Genomic DNA, 15,590 nt, shown 5'->3' with positions numbered 1-15,590 from the left:
TCATTCTCCATCTACTTTTTCGGATTTGAGTTTTTTAGTGTATTCTTCCCATTCCCAAGGCAAAAGATATCTTTTTTTATTGTTACATTCCTTACAACAAGGGACTATATTAAGCCTGTCTGAGGTGCCTCCTCTTGAAAGAGGAATTTTATGATCCATCGTAAGGTTTTTCACACCTACTCTTCTTCCACAATAATAACACATCCCTCTTTCTAACTGTCTTCTCCACCATCTTGTTTGTCTAAGTTTACGAGCTTTTTCCTTTTCTTTTTTGATAAACTCCTCTATACTTAAAAAATCACCTTTCATACTTTTTCTAAGTGATGAAGAATTTTGGTTAATACTTCTTTAGGGGTTAATTCAGAGGTATCTAAGATTAAAGCTCCTTCGGGAACAGTTAAAGGTGCTACCTTTCTTGTGCTGTCAAGTTGGTCTCTTTTTTTTAAACTATCCATCACTTGTGTATAAGGTAGACTTTCTTTTTCGGTTTTTTCTTTATATCTTCTTTCAGCCCTGATCCTTTCATCAGCTGTAAGAAAAACTTTAACCTCAGCATCTTTAAAAACCACACTTCCCATATCACGCCCTTCTGCTACTACTAAACGGTTGTTCACCAACTTTCTTAAAAAATCTTTGATAAATTCTCTTACTTCTGGTATAGAAGCTACCACAGAAACTCTTTCCTCTACTTGGATTTCTCTGAGTTCAGATTTTATTTCTCTTCCTTCGTAAAAAATTTGTGTTGCCTCAGCCGTAAGGTTTATCTTTACTGAAGAAAAAAGCTTGCTTAATGTTTCTATAAGGTTTAAGTTTTTTTGGATAAATTTTTCGTAAAGATTGTGTTTTAAAAGTAGGTAGGTAACCAACCTATAAAAAGCCCCTGATTCTAACAAACAATATCCAAGGGATTTAGCCAAAAGCTTAGCTATGGTGGTTTTCCCAGAGGCTGCAGGTCCGTCAATGGTTATTATCTTGGGCTTTTTCATTTTTATGCGCCTTTAGTTCTTTTTTATAGATGCTGTCTAAGACACCGTTTATAAAACTTGGCGAATCATCAGTGCCATAAATCTTCGCTATTTCTATTGCTTCGTTGATAGAAACTATTTCAGGAATGTCAGGTCTAAAAAACATTTCATATACCGCTATTCTCAATATATTTCTGTCTGTAACATTTATCCGTTCTAAAGGCCAGGAAGGGGTATATTTTCTTATGATAGAATCAATAAACTCTAAGTTTTCAGTAATACCTCTTACTAAATCTTCTCCAAACTTTAGAGCCTCTGGACTGTTTATGTTAAGAAATTTTTTATAAAGATCTATAGCCTCTTCTATAGAGACGTTAGATAGTTCTTTTTGGTACAAAATTTGTAAAGCTATTTCTCTACCTTTTCTTCTAATCATAACTGACACTAACCACGCCTAAAGCATCTTTTCAGCTATATAGACCGTCAGTTCTCCTAACATGTTGGTGTAAGAACCCAGCTCATTATCATACCAACCGTAAACCACCACTTGGGTAATGGGTATCTCTACATGAGTGCATATCGTGCTGTTACCTTCTGGAAGAGCTTTACAGATGTCTACCTTGGCAGCTGCAGTTCTGGTATGGGTTTCACTTCCCTCAATTATTGCGGCTGCTTTAGGATAGCCTATGATGTCAGAAGAGACGTTTTGTTCTGTGGTGAAAATCAAAAACTCTTTGTATTTAGTATTGGCTGCCTCTTTATAAATGTTGTTGATAAGTTCTCTATCTATATGATTTTCTATGCTTTCATCTTGGATGTTAACCGTCAGGATGATCAAGCTTCCGGTGTTTAACGGAACTCTTACACTTTCTGCCATAAATCCTACTTTTTTCATCTCAGGTATGACCAAACTAAGAGCTTCTGCAGCACCAGTAGTGGTAAGGATGATGTTATTAAAGATACTCCTCATCCTCCTTAGATCTTTTGTCCCCTCCTTGGGTAAACGGTCAAGTACTACCTGAGAACTTGTTACAGCGTGAACTGTAACCATCGAAGCAGAAAGTATCCTATCTACTCCAAAATAGTCTAAAAGAGGTTTGATCATATAAGCTAAACAAGTAGTGGTGCAGGAAGCAGCTGAAATAAGATTGTGTTTGTTAGGTTGATATACTTCTTCATTTATTCCATAAACTATGGTGGTTGCGTCTTCTGGGATGCCTTTTTCTTTATCTTTAATTTTAAAAGGAGCTGAAAGAATTACTTTTTCAGCTCCCCCTAAAAAATGACCTCTGATTGAACCTTTAGAATCCTCTGGGTCTACGTTTGGATCTCTAAACTTTCCGGTACAATCAACCACCAGTTTTACCCCTTCTTCTCTCCAGTTTATGTCTTTAGGGTTTCTGCTGGTTCTTAAGATTTTTATTTTAATACCGTCTATATACATCGTTCCCTGTTTTTCGTCTAAATTTTCGATAACTCTTTTACCTTTATGCCCGTAAAGATATACAGGAAGCCATCCATAGGTGCTGTCTTTTTCTAAGTAACTTGCGATATCAGCAAACGAAGTTCCAACTTCCCTCCCTACATTTACTACGATTTCGTCAAAATACTTTCTTGCTATGTGATGCCACAAAGTAAGTTTTCCAATTCTTCCTAATCCATTTATTCCTAATTTCATAGCACCCTCCTCTTTTATAGGTTATATTTAGAGGCTTTGGTTAAAAGGTTGATCTTCCCTTTAAAAACTTGACCGGTTATACCGTTTAACGTAATCCATTCTCCTAACCTTAGTTTGTGTCCATTAATTCTCACTTCTTTCTTTAGTTCATCTATACTTAAGTTTTCACAGCCAACTACACAGATTTTGCCTAATCTTGAGGCTACGATAGCAGCATGAGAGGTTTGCCCTCCTCTTGCCGTAAGGATTCCATCTACTCTGTGGATTTCTCTAATGTTGTCTGGTACGGTATCATATCTTACTAACACCAAAGGGTCTCCTGCATCCATGGTTACGATGTCTTCCCAACCGAAAACTATCCTTCCTGAGATTAAACCCCCTGTAACTCCTATCCCTTTCCCGATATAATCTAAATTTTTTAGCAACTCTTTAGAGAAGAAAGGAATATCCCTCTCTTCTCTAAGAATTATATCTCTTACTTGTAAAATATAAAGAGAGTCTATGGAGTTTCCTTCAAAAGTAAACTCGATTTCTTGGTGTCCCCATCCTTTTTCATAGACAAGATAATACGCTAAATCAAGTAAAGCTTTATATACCTCTGGAAAGGCTTCTTGCAAACAAGGCCCTTCTCTTTCTTCTATTTTCTTTTGTTCTATTGAAATTGGGTAGGCGTTGACTAAACCTGATACGATGTCTTCTCCCTGGTTGTAAGAAGTATAATCCCCCCACAGAAGAATTCTTGGAAACTTGCCTACAGGAGAGGTGGTAAGTGTTACCCCTGTACCTGTTTGGTCGCCTATGTTTCCAAAAACCATCTGTTGAACTATTACAGCCGTTCCCCATTCATCAGAAAGCTCCATTATCTCTCGATAGGACTTCGCTTTTTCATTAAACCAAGAGGTTAAAATCAATTCAATTCCCTTAAAAAGCTGTTCCCAAGGGTCATCTATCATTGGAATTCCTAATTCTTGAATACTTTTCCTGTAGAGTAACGCAAGTTCTTGCATCTGTTCTCCGCTAAACTCCCTTTTTTTCTTTACTTTATACTTTCGTTTATGCTCTCGCATAAGATGGTTAAAAAAATCTCGAGGTACCCCAAAAGCCATGGCCCAGCTCTGAATAAACCTGCGGTATGTATCCCAAGCAAACCATGTATTCCCAGAAACCTTGGCCAATCCCTCCACCGTCTCAATATTTAGACCAACGTTCAAGATAGAGTTCATCATCCCAGGCATAGAAAGAGCAGCCCCGCTTCTTATACTTAATATTAAAGGATTTTCCTTTCCTCCAAATTTTTTCTGAGAAATATTTTCTAACATCTTTATATTTTGTTCAATTTTTTCAGTATAATCAAGCCATAATTCAGGATATTTTTTTATAAGAGGGTAACATCTAAACACTTCTGTAGTTAGAATAAAACCTGGGGGTATTTTGTTTTTTATTTCTTGTTGCTGAGCTAACACCGTAAGAATGTATCCTTTGTTTCCGAGATAAATCAAGTCTGTTACTAAATTGTTGGGTTTATGTATAAAAGAGAGGGTTCTTCTGGGGTCATAGCTCATTAATAAATTCAAGTCTTCTTTAGCGATTTTTTCTAAATAAGAAGAAAGGATATCGTAGATCTTTTTAAGAAAACGGTCTAAATGGGTTAGACCAAAAGCCTCTCCTATAAGGTCTTTTATTACTACCTCACTTATACAAAAATAACGTTGCTCTTTTTCTAAACCACAGAAACATTTTTTGTACTTTTCTAAAATTTCTTCTTCGCTTAGTGTCTGAAATACCAAGGGAAAGACCTTGAGGAAGGGGTTTACATAGTAAACTTTTACTATATGTTGAACCCCCTCTAATAATCCACGAAAAATGTCCAGGTATTGATTATAGGTTAAAGGATAACTTTTCAAAGAATATTCAAGAAGGTTTAACGAGGATTCAAATTTTTGTGAAAAAATCCCATCTATGTCTAAGGCCATTTTAAAGAGCTTTAATATTTTTAGGATTTTAAAAAAAGAGGCTCTTGTGATAAACTGAAGGTCAAACCGTTCTATAAGCTTTTCAAAAAAAAGGTTGGCAAGATATTCCAGACGGAAGGTAAGTCCTAACGCATCAAATTTTTTTTCTTTATATCTACCATACATAGAGGGAATGTCTACAGCTACATGCCTTTTCTGAAGGATTTCTTCTATAGGAGGATAGGTCTGCTTAGACAGGATAACCTCTTTCAGGTCAGACATCCAAGCTAAGATTTTTTCTAAAACCTCATATAAATCTTGAGGCTCTTTTTGTAAAAGCTCCTTTAGTTCGGCGATAAAAGGAAATTCCTTTTCGTCATATTGGGTTAACAAAAGGTTTATATCTTTTAAAACTCCAAAATACTTCTGATATTCTAAATGGTACAAAGAAACCGTAAGATAAAGTTTCTTTTTATATGTTTCTTCAAAGTCTATTTCTTTAAGGATTTTTTCCAAAGATGAAAGGTCTATGTTTAAAAGTTCCTCAAAATTTTTTAAATTTGCTTTCTGAAAAACAGCTTGAAGTAAACCTTGCATTTTGATATGCATTTCAATTTCTTCATTTTTCAACTTGGTATGAAGTATTTCTGGTAAATATTTTAAAACATGTCTATCTTCCAAGGTAAACCAGTATTTAAGAATATCTTTTATGAATTCAACTGCTAAGCTTGAGTTTTCGATATGTATAAACTTTCTTAAAAAATGGATTAAAGAATCTTGCCTGTTAAAAAGTTCATCTAATTCTGTTGATAGGTCTCTTATAAGACCTTCTGCTCCGATTTCGTTGTAATAAACAGGTAGTAGTTTACAAAACTGTTTGGTAAGGTTGTAAACCGGTTTGATAGGAGCGTTAAGTAGCTGGGTAATCTCTTTCTGAAAAAGATCTGTATCTTTGATAGAAATTCCATATAGTCTTAGATTTAAGATCATAGCAGCCAAGAGACTACTACACCATTCAGGATTAACCTTAAAAATCTCAAGCCAAGTTTTTATGTTAAGGAGATGGTGCGGGTTTTGGATGATTTTCCAATTTAGACCTATCCCTTTGATCTGTGGAGGTTGAAACCCAAACTTTATGATTTCATTTATCAAAACTTCTATAAGATAAACCTCTTTTTTGTTTAAAATACAAATCCCTATGTTTTTAATACATTCAAGGGCAGTCCGTGGATAAAGGTTGAGTTTTTCTTTTAGAATATCAAAAAATTTTCTGATAAATTCGTCTAAGTTTTGGTAAGGTTTAGCGTTAATCATTAAGATTAAATTATGGTTTACTTCTTTGATTAATTCTTCATGGATGAGTTTAAGAATAGGGGCTTTTATCAAATCAAAAAGAAAATTGATTTTTAGTTCGTCAGAAATATTGTAGTGGTTCAGTTGATTGATAGAAGATATAAAATTTTTTAATTTTTTAAGTAGGTCTAAATGATCTGGAAGAGATAAAAGATGAGATAAGGTAACAGATTTTTCAGTTAATGAGTTGATGAGACTTTCAAAATAGTTTGAGGTTAAAAAATTCTCTTTAAGTTTTATGTCCGAGGGGTTTTGTATAAGATTAGCCTCACAGGTTTTGGCTAATTTTCCCCAAAAAGTATAGGTTGAAACATAAGTTTTTTTAAGAAGGTCTATATAAACTAACTCAAGTTCTCGGGAAAAAGAAAGTTTGCTCAGTTTTTGAACTAAACGTTTAAAAGAATAGTAGTTTTCTAAAAAATTTAAAAAATATTCTTCTGGAAGGTTGGTTATGGCCTTTAAAATTTCTTTTAAAACAGGGATTAGCTCGTAAAAACTTTCTTGGTCGATTAGGTCAGCTGTTTTATCAAGGATAGAAAAGATAGTCTCTGTAGTCTTGATGTTAATTTCCTGGTCTTTACCAAAAAACTTAAACAAAAGGTCAAAAATCAACCAGTAAGCCCTGTTTCTGTATGAATGTTTAAGTAAAATCGAAAGGTTTTTTAAGAAGTAACTTCTAAGTTCTTCTAAAACAAGAAGGTTATTTTTATAAGGATGGAAGGCTTCTTTTAAGAGGTTTTCTATTTGTTGTCTAAGACCTGGAAACTTAGCATAAATTTCTGGGAAAACGTTATACTTAGGGTCATACTGTACATTTTCTACAAAAGTGTAGGCTAAATTGGCTAATAAGGCTTTAGAAGTGAACTTTTCTATCATCACTTAAAGGTCTTTGGTCATAACTAAAGCATCGCTACTTTGATAGTAATTTTTCCTAACGTAGACTTTTTGAAACCCCATTTTTTGGTATAACTTAAGTGCAGGATGGTTGTCTATTTTTAGTTCTAAATGTACTTTTTTAACCCCTTGCTGTTTAAGATAATTTAAAAAATCCTTTAAAAAATAAGTTCCTAACCCTTTGTTTTGATGTTCCTTTTTTATTCCTATCCTTAATAGTTCTGCTTCGTCTAAGATCATCCTAAACACCAGATAGCCAAGTTTTTCTTTTTCTTTGGTTAACACCCATATTTGAGAAAAAGAATTCTTAAACTCAGACAAAAGCCTTGTATAGTCCCAAGGGTCATCTTTAAACAATTCTTTTTCAGTAAGGGCTATAAACTCAAGGTCTGTTTCTTGGTTCAAAACTTCGATTTTAAACATCTTTTTTAATATCTCTATGAGACACTATAAACTCTACTTCAAACGCAGATTTCTTTAAATTTTCTACTAAAAATTCGATTAGAGCAACTGAACGATGTCTACCCCCAGTACATCCTATGGCTAAAGTAAGATATCTTTTGTTGCTTTTGGCATAAACAGGTATTAACCAATTTAAAAACTCAGTTAAAAAATTTAAGAATATTTTGGTTACATCGTAGTTTAGTAAATATTGTTTAATAAGAAAGTCTTCTCCGCTAAGAGGTTTTAATTCTGGGTTAAAATAAGGGTTAGGAAGGATTCTTGCATCAACGACATAATCTGCTTCAGGAGGTATTCCATATTTATATCCAAAAGAGATAAAATGTAAGACTAAATTTTTCAGGTCAGTTCTTGTCTGGTACCTTGTAAAAATTTCATTTCTTAGTTGATGGACGTTGTAGTTAGAGGTGTCTATAAAGAGAGTAGCAAGTTCTCTGATGTCTGCTAAAAGTTCTTTTTCCCTCTCTATAACCTCTTCTAAACCAACTTCTTTTTCTCTTAAAAGAGGATGCAATCTTCTTGTAAGGTTAAACCTTGAAATGATAACATCTGTCCTTGCATCAAGAAAGATGAGCTCCCAAAAATAACCTAAGGTGCCTATTTCAGAAAGTACGGTTTTAAACTCAGACAAAAAATATTTATCCCTTAAATCCATTACTAAGGCTACCTTGTCTGTAGACAGGCTTTCTTTGACTTCCTTTAAAAAGGGAATCAAAAGTCTTGTAGGAAAGTTGTCTATGGCAAGGTAGCCTAAATCCTCAAAAGCCTTTAAAGCTGTGCTTTTCCCAGAACCTGAGGTGCCAGTTATGATGATTAAATTAGGCATCTTTAAGCAAATTCTGGTACCAGAACCACTGGTTTATCATCCTTTAAGTAAAGAACACATATTTTATCATAATCGGTGTTGTAAAAAACAAAAAAATTCTCTTTATCGTTTTTCTTAAACCAGTTTATAGCCTCTGCGGTGGAAAGATGGTTAATCTCAACTTTTTTGACTTCATAATTAGGAACTGAGGCTTCTCCTGACATTTCAACGGTTCTTCCTTTTCTAAACTCTTTTCTTTTTTCCTTTAATTTTTTCACCTGTTTTTCTAAAGTTTCATAAGCAAGGTCTATGGCTTCATAAATATCTGAAGTTTCTTCCTTTACCACCAATACTTCCCCATCACCTTTAAGAACTATTTCTACGATTTCTCTGAACTTTTCTCTCTTGAAAACTATTTGTACGTTTACAGGCCCTTCAAAATATTTTTCAAACTTACTAATCTTTTTTTCAGCATACTGTTTGATAGCCTCTGAAGGATCAAGACCTTTAAACGTAAAATTAAATTCCATCATTCGTAAACCCTCCTTAAATAAAGTTTAAAAGATTCATTTTACATTTTTATGATAAAGTTTACCAATTTTCACGTAAAATTCAATCCCTACCCCTCATACCCTTAAAGTTGGAAGGATATAGAGGATAGGGGAAGTTACTAAGGTTATTAATGAACTGGTGGTTTGGTGAATACAAACTCTCCAAAATCGTTTACGTCTACGATGATTTTATCCCCTTCTACGAAGGTCCCGTCAAGAATCTTTAAGGCTAAAGGGTTTTCTATGTAACGCTGTATAGCCCTTTTTAGAGGTCTTGCTCCAAAAGTAGGATCGTATCCATAGGTAGCTATTAATTCCTTTGCTTTTTCGGTGAGTTCCAAACTCATGTTCTTTTCAGCTAATCTTTCGTTTAGATACTTGATTTGTATGTCCACTATTTTTATGATATGTTCTCTTTGCAGGTTATTAAAGATGATGATTTCGTCAATTCTGTTTAAAAATTCAGGTTTAAAAGTAGCCTTTAAAAGTTCATGTATTTTAGATTCTATCTCAGTATGACTCAAGGAAAGGTCTTGGAAGTAAAAGCTACCTACGTTTGAAGTCATGATGATGATGGTATTTCTGAAGTCTACTGTTCTACCTTTTCCATCTGTAAGTCTTCCGTCATCAAGTACCTGTAATAAGATATTAAACACATCAGGATGAGCTTTTTCTATTTCGTCAAAAAGTATTACTGAATAGGGTCTTCTTCTTACAGCTTCTGTAAGTTGTCCTCCTTCTTCATAACCTACATATCCTGGAGGGGCACCTATCAACCTTGATACCGAATGTTTTTCCATATATTCTGTCATGTCGATCCTAACCATAGCATCTTCGGTATCAAACATAAACTCAGCCAAAGCTTTAGCAAGCTCAGTTTTTCCCACCCCTGTAGGACCTATAAACATAAAAGAACCAATAGGTCTGTTGGGATCTTTTAGTCCAGCCCTGGCTCTTCTTAAAGCATCTGAGATAACCTTAATCGCATGATCTTGTCCTACTACCCGTTCTTTTAGTTTTTCTTCTATCCTAAGAAGTTTTTCTCTTTCGCTTTCTAAAAGCCTGCTTACAGGAATTCCCGTCCATTTAGAGATAATCTGGGCTATATCTTCTGCGTCTACCTCTTCTTTTAAGAATTTATGTTCTTTTTGGATTGCAGCAAGTTTTTCGTTTTCCTCATCAAGTTCCTTTTGGAGCTGAGGTATGATACCATAGATAATTTCTGCTACCCGGTTTAGGTCTCCCTTTCTTTCTGCTTGTTGAGCCTCGACCTTTAATTGGTCTATCCTCTCTTTAAGTTTTCTAATTTTTTGAATTATTTCTTTTTCTTTAAGCCACCGTTCTCTTAACTGTTCTACCTTATTTCTAAGGTCTTGAAGTTGTTCTAAAATCTTAGCAAGTCTTTCTTTGGCCTTTGGGTCGGTTTCTTTTTCTAAAGCCACTTTTTCTATTTCTAACTGTTTGATTTTCCTTTCTATCTCATCTATTTCTGTAGGCATAGAATCTATTTCAATCCTAAGTTTAGCTGCCGCTTCATCTATAAGGTCTATGGCTTTGTCAGGTAAAAATCTATCTGTAATATATCTATGAGAAAGCATTACCGCTGCTACGATAGCGTTGTCTGTAATCTTAACTCCGTGATGAACCTCATATTTTTCTTTTAGCCCTCTTAAAATAGCGATAGCCTCTTCTGGAGAGGGTTCATCTACATATACAGGTTGGAAACGCCTTTCTAAGGCAGGGTCTTTTTCTATGTACTTACGGTATTCATCGATGGTAGTAGCTCCTATACATCTTAATTCGCCTCTTGCCAAGGCTGGTTTTAACATGTTAGCAGCATCCATAGCTCCTTCAGCAGCACCAGCTCCAACCAAGGTATGTATCTCATCTATAAAAAGGATGATTTCTCCTTCACTTGCTTGCACCTCTCTTAAAACCGCCTTTAGTCTTTCCTCAAATTCTCCTCTAAACTTAGTTCCTGCTATCAAAGAGCCCAAATCAAGTTGAATAATTCTTTTGTTTTTTAAAATCTCAGGAACATCTCCAGCTACTATCCTCTGAGCTAATCCTTCTACGATGGCTGTTTTACCTACACCTGGCTCTCCGACCAACACCGGGTTATTTTTGGTTCTTCTACTTAAAATATGCATAACCCTTCTTATTTCTTCGTCTCTTCCTATCACAGGGTCAAGTTTTCCGGCTTTGGCAAGAGCAGTAAGGTCTCTACCAAACTTTTCTAAAGATTGATATTTTTCTTCTGGATTTTGGTCAGTAATTCTTTGTCCTTTTCTTATTTTGTTGATAACCTCTTTTGTGTTGCTAAAGGTAACCCCACGTTTCCTTAAAATTTCTCCTGCTTTAGTCGGACTATCTATGATAGCTAAAAATAGGTGTTCTGTGGAAACATACTCATCTCTCATTTCTCGGGCTAATCCCTCGGCTTTATCTAAAATCTGCTTAAGGTTTAAAGAAAGATATAACTGGTAAGCTCCTTGGGTAAGTTTAGGAAATTTATCTAAAATTTCTTCAAGCTCAGAAGCAATGATTTTCGAGTTTACACCCAACCTGTCGAGAATGATAGGGATAATCCCACCTTCTTGGGTGACCAAAGCTAATAAGAGATGTTCTGGCTCTAACTGAGTATTATTTTTCCTCTCAGCCAATTTTTGAGCTTCTTGTAAAGCCTCTTGAGCTTTAAAAGTGTATCTGTCAAGCTTCATTCTTTAACCTCCATTTTAATATTGTTATTTGTTTAAAAATTAAATACGATGTTTACACTTTCAATAGTCAAAACCTTTAAAAATTTTGGTAAATTGATACTTGAAACTTTTCGAGTGTATACTTATTTTTAAAGTTGAAAATAAAAAAATAAAGTAAAAAGGAGGTGATAAATATGGCAGATTTAATCCTTTGGCGTCCATTACAAGACTTAAAAAAAGAAATGGATCGTATATGGCAAGAATTTTTTGGTAAAGAATTGTCAATAGAAAGATGGGAAGGTATAAGTTGGGTACCTGCTGTAGATGTTTCAGAAACAGAAGACAAAGTTATCGTAAAGGTTGATATACCAGGTGTAAAACCTGAAGATATGGAAATCAGTTTGATGGATAATGTTTTAGTTATTAAAGGAGAAAAGAAAAAGGAAGAAGAGGAGAAGAAAGAAAACTTCTATAGGATTGAAAGGTTTTATGGAAGTTTTATGAGGTCTATACCTCTTCCCTGCGAGATTGAAGAAGAAAAAATAGAAGCTTCTTATAAAGATGGTGTTTTAAAGATAACTCTACCTAAAAAGCCTGAAGAAAAGAAAAAGGTTATTAAGATTAACGTAGAGAAATAAATCTTCCACAGAATAACCCCGAGGTCTCCTCGGGGTTTTTTTAAACATCTTTAAAACTAAAGTGGTCAAACCCTTCGGGTTTTAGCTTTAATCTTTCTTTTTTTTCGTTAACCAAATAAAGAGTTTTTTCAGGCAAAATTTTTCCTATGTAGAAAAGCTTTCTTTTTAGTTTTGTTTCGATTTCACCTATTTGGTGTAAGTTAGAGGGAGAAACAGTAAAAAGAAGGGCGTAGTCCTCTCCTCCTGAAAGGGCATCTTCTAAGGTGGCTCCGGGCTCGATAGGTATAGCCTCTTGTAATAACTCAGCACCAACCGAGTTTTCCTCACATATCCTCCAAAGGTCAAGTAAAAGACCGTCGGAGATGTCTATGGCTGAGGTAACTAAATTTTTCGAAGAAAGTTCTTTACCTAAGATTATCTCTGGTTCTGGGTAAAGATGGGCTTTTTTGAGATTTTCAGGTATTTCTTTTAAAGGAGAGGTTTTAACCATTCTTAAAAAAGCAGAACTTCCTCCTAAGGGTCTTGAAACAAAGATCAAATCTCCTTCTTTGGCTCCTTTTCTTAAAAGAGGTAAGTTGGTTTTACCAAACAAAGTTAGATTAAAGAAGAAAAAGGGACTTCTAACAGTGTCTCCACCTACCAAAAAGGCACCAAACTTATTTAAACTTTGATTAAGCCCTTGTAAAAAAGGCTCTGCCCAATTAACGTCGATAGGGATAGGACTTCCTAAGGTAAGGAGAGCCCATTTAGGCTCTCCTCCACAGGCAGCGATGTCGCTTAAATTAGAGTTGGCTAATTTAACGCCTAAGTCAAAAAAAGAGTAATAGTCTAACTTAAAATGAATTTTTTCTACCAGAGCATCAGTTGTAATAAGTAAAAATTCTGTCTCACCTGTTTGAATAACAGTACAGTCTTCGTTATAGGTTTTAAAAACAGGAGGTTTTTCAAAAAGATATTTTTTTAAATAACCTATCCATTCTTTTTCGGTCATTATTCAGCGCTAAGAAGTTCATATTCGCTAAAGAAAAAGGGTATTTCCTTAGCGGCAGATTCAGGGCTGTCTGAACCATGAACAGTATTTTTTTCCTTGTCTATCGCGAAGAGTTTTCTTATGGTACCTTCTTGAGCTTCCTTAGGGTCGGTTGCTCCCATGATTTCACGTACCCTTTTTATAGCCTGTTCTCCTTCTAAAACCATAGCCACTACAGGACCAGAACTCATGTAATCAGTTAAACTCTCAAAAAAAGGACGTTCCCTGTGTACGACATAAAATTGTTTTGCCTGTTCCTTAGATAGTTTAACCTTTTTTAAAGCAACCACCCTGAGCCCCTTTTCTTCAAAAATACTAATAACCTTTCCTATAAGGTTTCTCTGGACTCCGTCAGGTTTAATCATAACCAACGTTCTTTCCATCTAACCCCTCCTCATAAACTGATTTTTGCTCAATTATAAAACTTTTTTGTTATTTTCCAACAGCAGAAAAAACCTTTATTTTTTGGCAATTTATAACAATTAAGGTATAATTATACTTTAGCTCTTTTAGAAGGAAGTTTAAACAGGAGGTAAGTATGGCACAAGATAAGATTGTATTTGTTTACATAACCTTTCCCAATTCAGAAGAGGCTCAAAAAGTTGGAAGGATACTCCTTGAAAAAAGACTTTGTGGTTGCGTTAACCTTTTTTCTAACATTAACTCTATGTATTGGTGGGAAGGTAAGATAGAAAGTTCTCAAGAAGCTGTTTTAATAGTAAAAACCCGCGAATTTCTCTATCCTGAGGTAGAAAAAGAGGTACTTAAAAACCATTCTTATTCTTGCCCTTGCATCGCAAAAATAGAGGTTTCTGAGGTTACACCTTGTTTTTATAGATGGCTTTTACAAGAAGCAGGGGTTGAAATTTAAAAATTTTTTATTATTTTACTACGAAGCTAAATTTAAGGATATAGGAGGGGAAGGGTATGCCTATTTATGAATTTAGGTGTTATGATTGTGGAAGGATTTTTGAAAAACTTATTTTTAGTAAAACAGAAGAACAAGAGGTAAAATGTCCCTTTTGTGGTTCAGAAAAGGTAGAAAAGGTAGTATCTAATGTATGTGCGATGATGAAAGGGGTAGGTGATTATAAAAAGAGTTCTTGTGGAGGAGGGTTTGGTTTTAGCTGAGTTTAAAAATAAAAAGGCAGGTTGCCTTTTAAAAAAGTGTAAAGGGGTTTTACATGTTAAGTAAAAGAATAATTGTATGCCTTGACGTAAAGGATGGTAAAACGACTAAAGGAATAAAGTTTAAAGACAATGTAGAGGTAGGCGACCCTGTAGAGATGGCAGAAAAGTATTATCAAGAAGGGGCTGATGAAATAGTTTTTTACGATATTACTGCCAGTGCAGAACATCGAGGGATCATGATAGACGTGGTTAGAAGGACTGCTGAACGGATTTTTATTCCCTTTTCAGTGGGAGGTGGAATTAAGTCAGTCGAAGACATGAGACAGGTCTTGCTTGCAGGAGCAGAGAAGGTTTCGGTTAATACCGCGGCTGTGCTTAATCCAAAACTGATTTATGAAGGAGCTAAGGCCTTTGGTTCTCAATGTATCGTGCTTGGTATGGATGTGAAAAAGGTTGAACCATCTTCTAAGATACCCTCTGGGTATGAGGTTTGGATAAAAGGTGGAAGGCAACCGATGGGGATAGATGCTGTTTGGTGGGCAAAAGAAGCAGAAAACTTAGGGGCAGGAGAGATTTGTCTTAATTCTATAGATGCAGACGGCACTAAAGAAGGTTATGAGTTAACCGTTACCAGGATGATAGCAGAGGCGGTAAACATTCCAGTTATTGCCTCAGGTGGTGCAGGTCACCCTGAACATTTATATCAGGTTCTTACCGAAGGTAAAGCTGATGCAGCGCTTATAGCCTCTATGGTTCACTATGGAATGTATACCGTGAAAGAAATCAAGGATTACTTAGCTAAAAAGGGGGTAAAGGTAAGAACTAAGTGGTAGGATCTCTTTCTAACCAACCTTCAATTCTTTTTTTAATCAGCAAAAAAATTGAAAAAACTATAACAAAAGTGAGAGTTACTAAAATTATACTTTGAGGATGCCCACCGTAGACTACATCTCCCTGAAGGGAAAGGGCAAAAGTGCCTGGGATTCTACCTAAAAAACAGACCACTGTAAAACCTTTTAAAGAGACAGGCATAAAACCGAGTAAATAGTTTAGCAAGTCTTTGGGAAACCCAGGAAAAAGATAAAGTAAAAACATTCCGGTAAGCCCATGTTTATAAAAAATTTTCTTTACCTTCAAATAGGTGGGAGATTGACGGTATTTTTTTAGAAATTTTTTTCTTAAAAACCTTGCTATATAAAAAGAAATTAAAGATCCTACCATCAAGCCTGCCATACTTAACATAAACCCATAGATCCCTCCAAAAAGAAAACCTGCAAAAAATCCTGTCACTTCTCCAGGAAGAGGGGCTATTATTACTTGTAAAGCTTGTAAAAAACAAATAAAATACCTCCGGCTATCGTATGATTTTTTACGAACCCTCTTATTTCTTCTCTGCTATCCCAAAGGTTTATAAAATCTTCAAACATAGGGT

16 protein-coding genes are annotated in these 15,590 nt (G+C 35.0%); 4 read left to right on the top strand and 12 right to left on the bottom strand.

Annotation, left to right across the window (positions count from 1 at the left end):
* The 9 genes from G580_RS0104630 to clpB all read right to left on the bottom strand — a co-directional run bounded on the left by G580_RS0104630 (position 1) and on the right by clpB (position 11,380).
* A complete protein-coding gene (locus tag G580_RS0104630; RefSeq protein ID WP_028841226.1) occupies positions 1 to 309 on the bottom strand; it encodes an HNH endonuclease in 309 nt (102 codons plus the stop codon).
* A complete protein-coding gene (cmk, locus tag G580_RS0104625) occupies positions 306 to 986 on the bottom strand; it encodes a (d)CMP kinase (RefSeq protein ID WP_038041582.1) in 681 nt (226 codons plus the stop codon). The genes G580_RS0104630 and cmk overlap by 4 nt, the downstream gene beginning before the upstream one ends.
* A complete protein-coding gene (gene nusB, locus G580_RS10025; protein WP_038041580.1) occupies positions 958 to 1,401 on the bottom strand; it encodes a transcription antitermination factor NusB in 444 nt (147 codons plus the stop codon). The genes cmk and nusB overlap by 29 nt, the downstream gene beginning before the upstream one ends.
* Positions 1,402 to 1,419: 18 nt before the next feature.
* The gene (locus tag G580_RS0104615) at positions 1,420 to 2,643 is read right to left on the bottom strand and encodes a type I glyceraldehyde-3-phosphate dehydrogenase (protein ID WP_028841224.1); all 1,224 of its coding nucleotides are present in this window, start codon (positions 2,641 to 2,643) and stop codon (positions 1,420 to 1,422) included.
* Between the two features lie 14 nt (positions 2,644 to 2,657).
* Positions 2,658 to 6,824 carry a PEP/pyruvate-binding domain-containing protein gene (locus G580_RS0104610; RefSeq protein ID WP_156874785.1) on the bottom strand — a complete coding sequence of 1,389 codons (4,167 nt, stop codon included), beginning with the start codon at positions 6,822 to 6,824 and terminating at the stop codon, positions 2,658 to 2,660.
* Positions 6,825 to 6,827: 3 nt separating this feature from the next.
* Positions 6,828 to 7,265 (bottom strand): ribosomal protein S18-alanine N-acetyltransferase, encoded by a 438-nt coding sequence (rimI, locus tag G580_RS10020; protein ID WP_051173102.1) that lies wholly within the window; start codon positions 7,263 to 7,265, stop codon positions 6,828 to 6,830.
* A complete protein-coding gene (gene rapZ / locus G580_RS0104600) occupies positions 7,258 to 8,130 on the bottom strand; it encodes an RNase adapter RapZ (protein WP_038041578.1) in 873 nt (290 codons plus the stop codon). The genes rimI and rapZ overlap by 8 nt, the downstream gene beginning before the upstream one ends.
* A 2-nt stretch (positions 8,131 to 8,132) precedes the next feature.
* Positions 8,133 to 8,639, bottom strand: coding sequence for a ribosome hibernation-promoting factor, HPF/YfiA family (gene hpf / locus G580_RS10995; protein WP_169357079.1), 507 nt, complete (start codon positions 8,637 to 8,639; stop codon positions 8,133 to 8,135).
* Between the two features lie 149 nt (positions 8,640 to 8,788).
* Positions 8,789 to 11,380 (bottom strand): ATP-dependent chaperone ClpB, encoded by a 2,592-nt coding sequence (clpB, locus tag G580_RS0104590; RefSeq protein WP_028841221.1) that lies wholly within the window; start codon positions 11,378 to 11,380, stop codon positions 8,789 to 8,791.
* A gap of 173 nt (positions 11,381 to 11,553) precedes the next feature.
* On the opposite strand from clpB, the gene G580_RS0104585 reads away from it, so the two are divergent.
* Positions 11,554 to 11,997, top strand: a complete 444-nt coding sequence (locus tag G580_RS0104585) for an Hsp20/alpha crystallin family protein (RefSeq protein WP_028841220.1) — start codon at positions 11,554 to 11,556, stop codon at positions 11,995 to 11,997.
* A 40-nt stretch (positions 11,998 to 12,037) separates the two neighbouring features.
* Here the strand turns inward: G580_RS0104585 and thiL are convergent, their stop codons facing one another.
* A complete protein-coding gene (thiL, locus tag G580_RS10010) occupies positions 12,038 to 12,988 on the bottom strand; it encodes a thiamine-phosphate kinase (RefSeq protein WP_051173098.1) in 951 nt (316 codons plus the stop codon).
* Positions 12,988 to 13,410 carry a nucleoside-diphosphate kinase gene (gene ndk / locus G580_RS0104575; RefSeq protein ID WP_028841219.1) on the bottom strand — a complete coding sequence of 141 codons (423 nt, stop codon included), beginning with the start codon at positions 13,408 to 13,410 and terminating at the stop codon, positions 12,988 to 12,990. The genes thiL and ndk overlap by 1 nt, the downstream gene beginning before the upstream one ends.
* 155 nt (positions 13,411 to 13,565) lie before the next feature.
* Here ndk and cutA point away from each other — a divergent pair, with 155 nt between their 5' ends.
* The 3 genes from cutA to hisF are packed head-to-tail and all read left to right on the top strand — an operon-like array spanning position 13,566 to position 14,991.
* Entirely contained in the window at positions 13,566 to 13,898 is a 333-nt protein-coding gene (gene cutA / locus G580_RS0104570; protein WP_028841218.1) for a divalent-cation tolerance protein CutA, read from the top strand.
* Positions 13,899 to 13,954: 56 nt separating this feature from the next.
* The gene (locus G580_RS0104560) at positions 13,955 to 14,158 is read left to right on the top strand and encodes an FmdB family zinc ribbon protein (protein WP_022855546.1); all 204 of its coding nucleotides are present in this window, start codon (positions 13,955 to 13,957) and stop codon (positions 14,156 to 14,158) included.
* Between the two features lie 53 nt (positions 14,159 to 14,211).
* Positions 14,212 to 14,991, top strand: coding sequence for an imidazole glycerol phosphate synthase subunit HisF (gene hisF / locus G580_RS0104550; protein ID WP_028841217.1), 780 nt, complete (start codon positions 14,212 to 14,214; stop codon positions 14,989 to 14,991).
* On the opposite strand, the gene G580_RS0104545 is transcribed toward hisF, so the two are convergent.
* Positions 14,981 to 15,448, bottom strand: a complete 468-nt coding sequence (locus G580_RS0104545; protein WP_028841216.1) for a TVP38/TMEM64 family protein — start codon at positions 15,446 to 15,448, stop codon at positions 14,981 to 14,983. The genes hisF and G580_RS0104545 overlap by 11 nt on opposite strands.
* Positions 15,449 to 15,590 lie beyond the last annotated feature (142 nt).

The sequence above is a fragment of the Thermodesulfobacterium hveragerdense DSM 12571 genome (assembly GCF_000423845.1).
Taxonomy (GTDB): Bacteria; Desulfobacterota; Thermodesulfobacteria; order Thermodesulfobacteriales; family Thermodesulfobacteriaceae; genus Thermodesulfobacterium; species Thermodesulfobacterium hveragerdense.
Note: the sequence above shows the minus strand (reverse complement) of the source record. Positions and strands in the feature narration are given on the sequence as shown.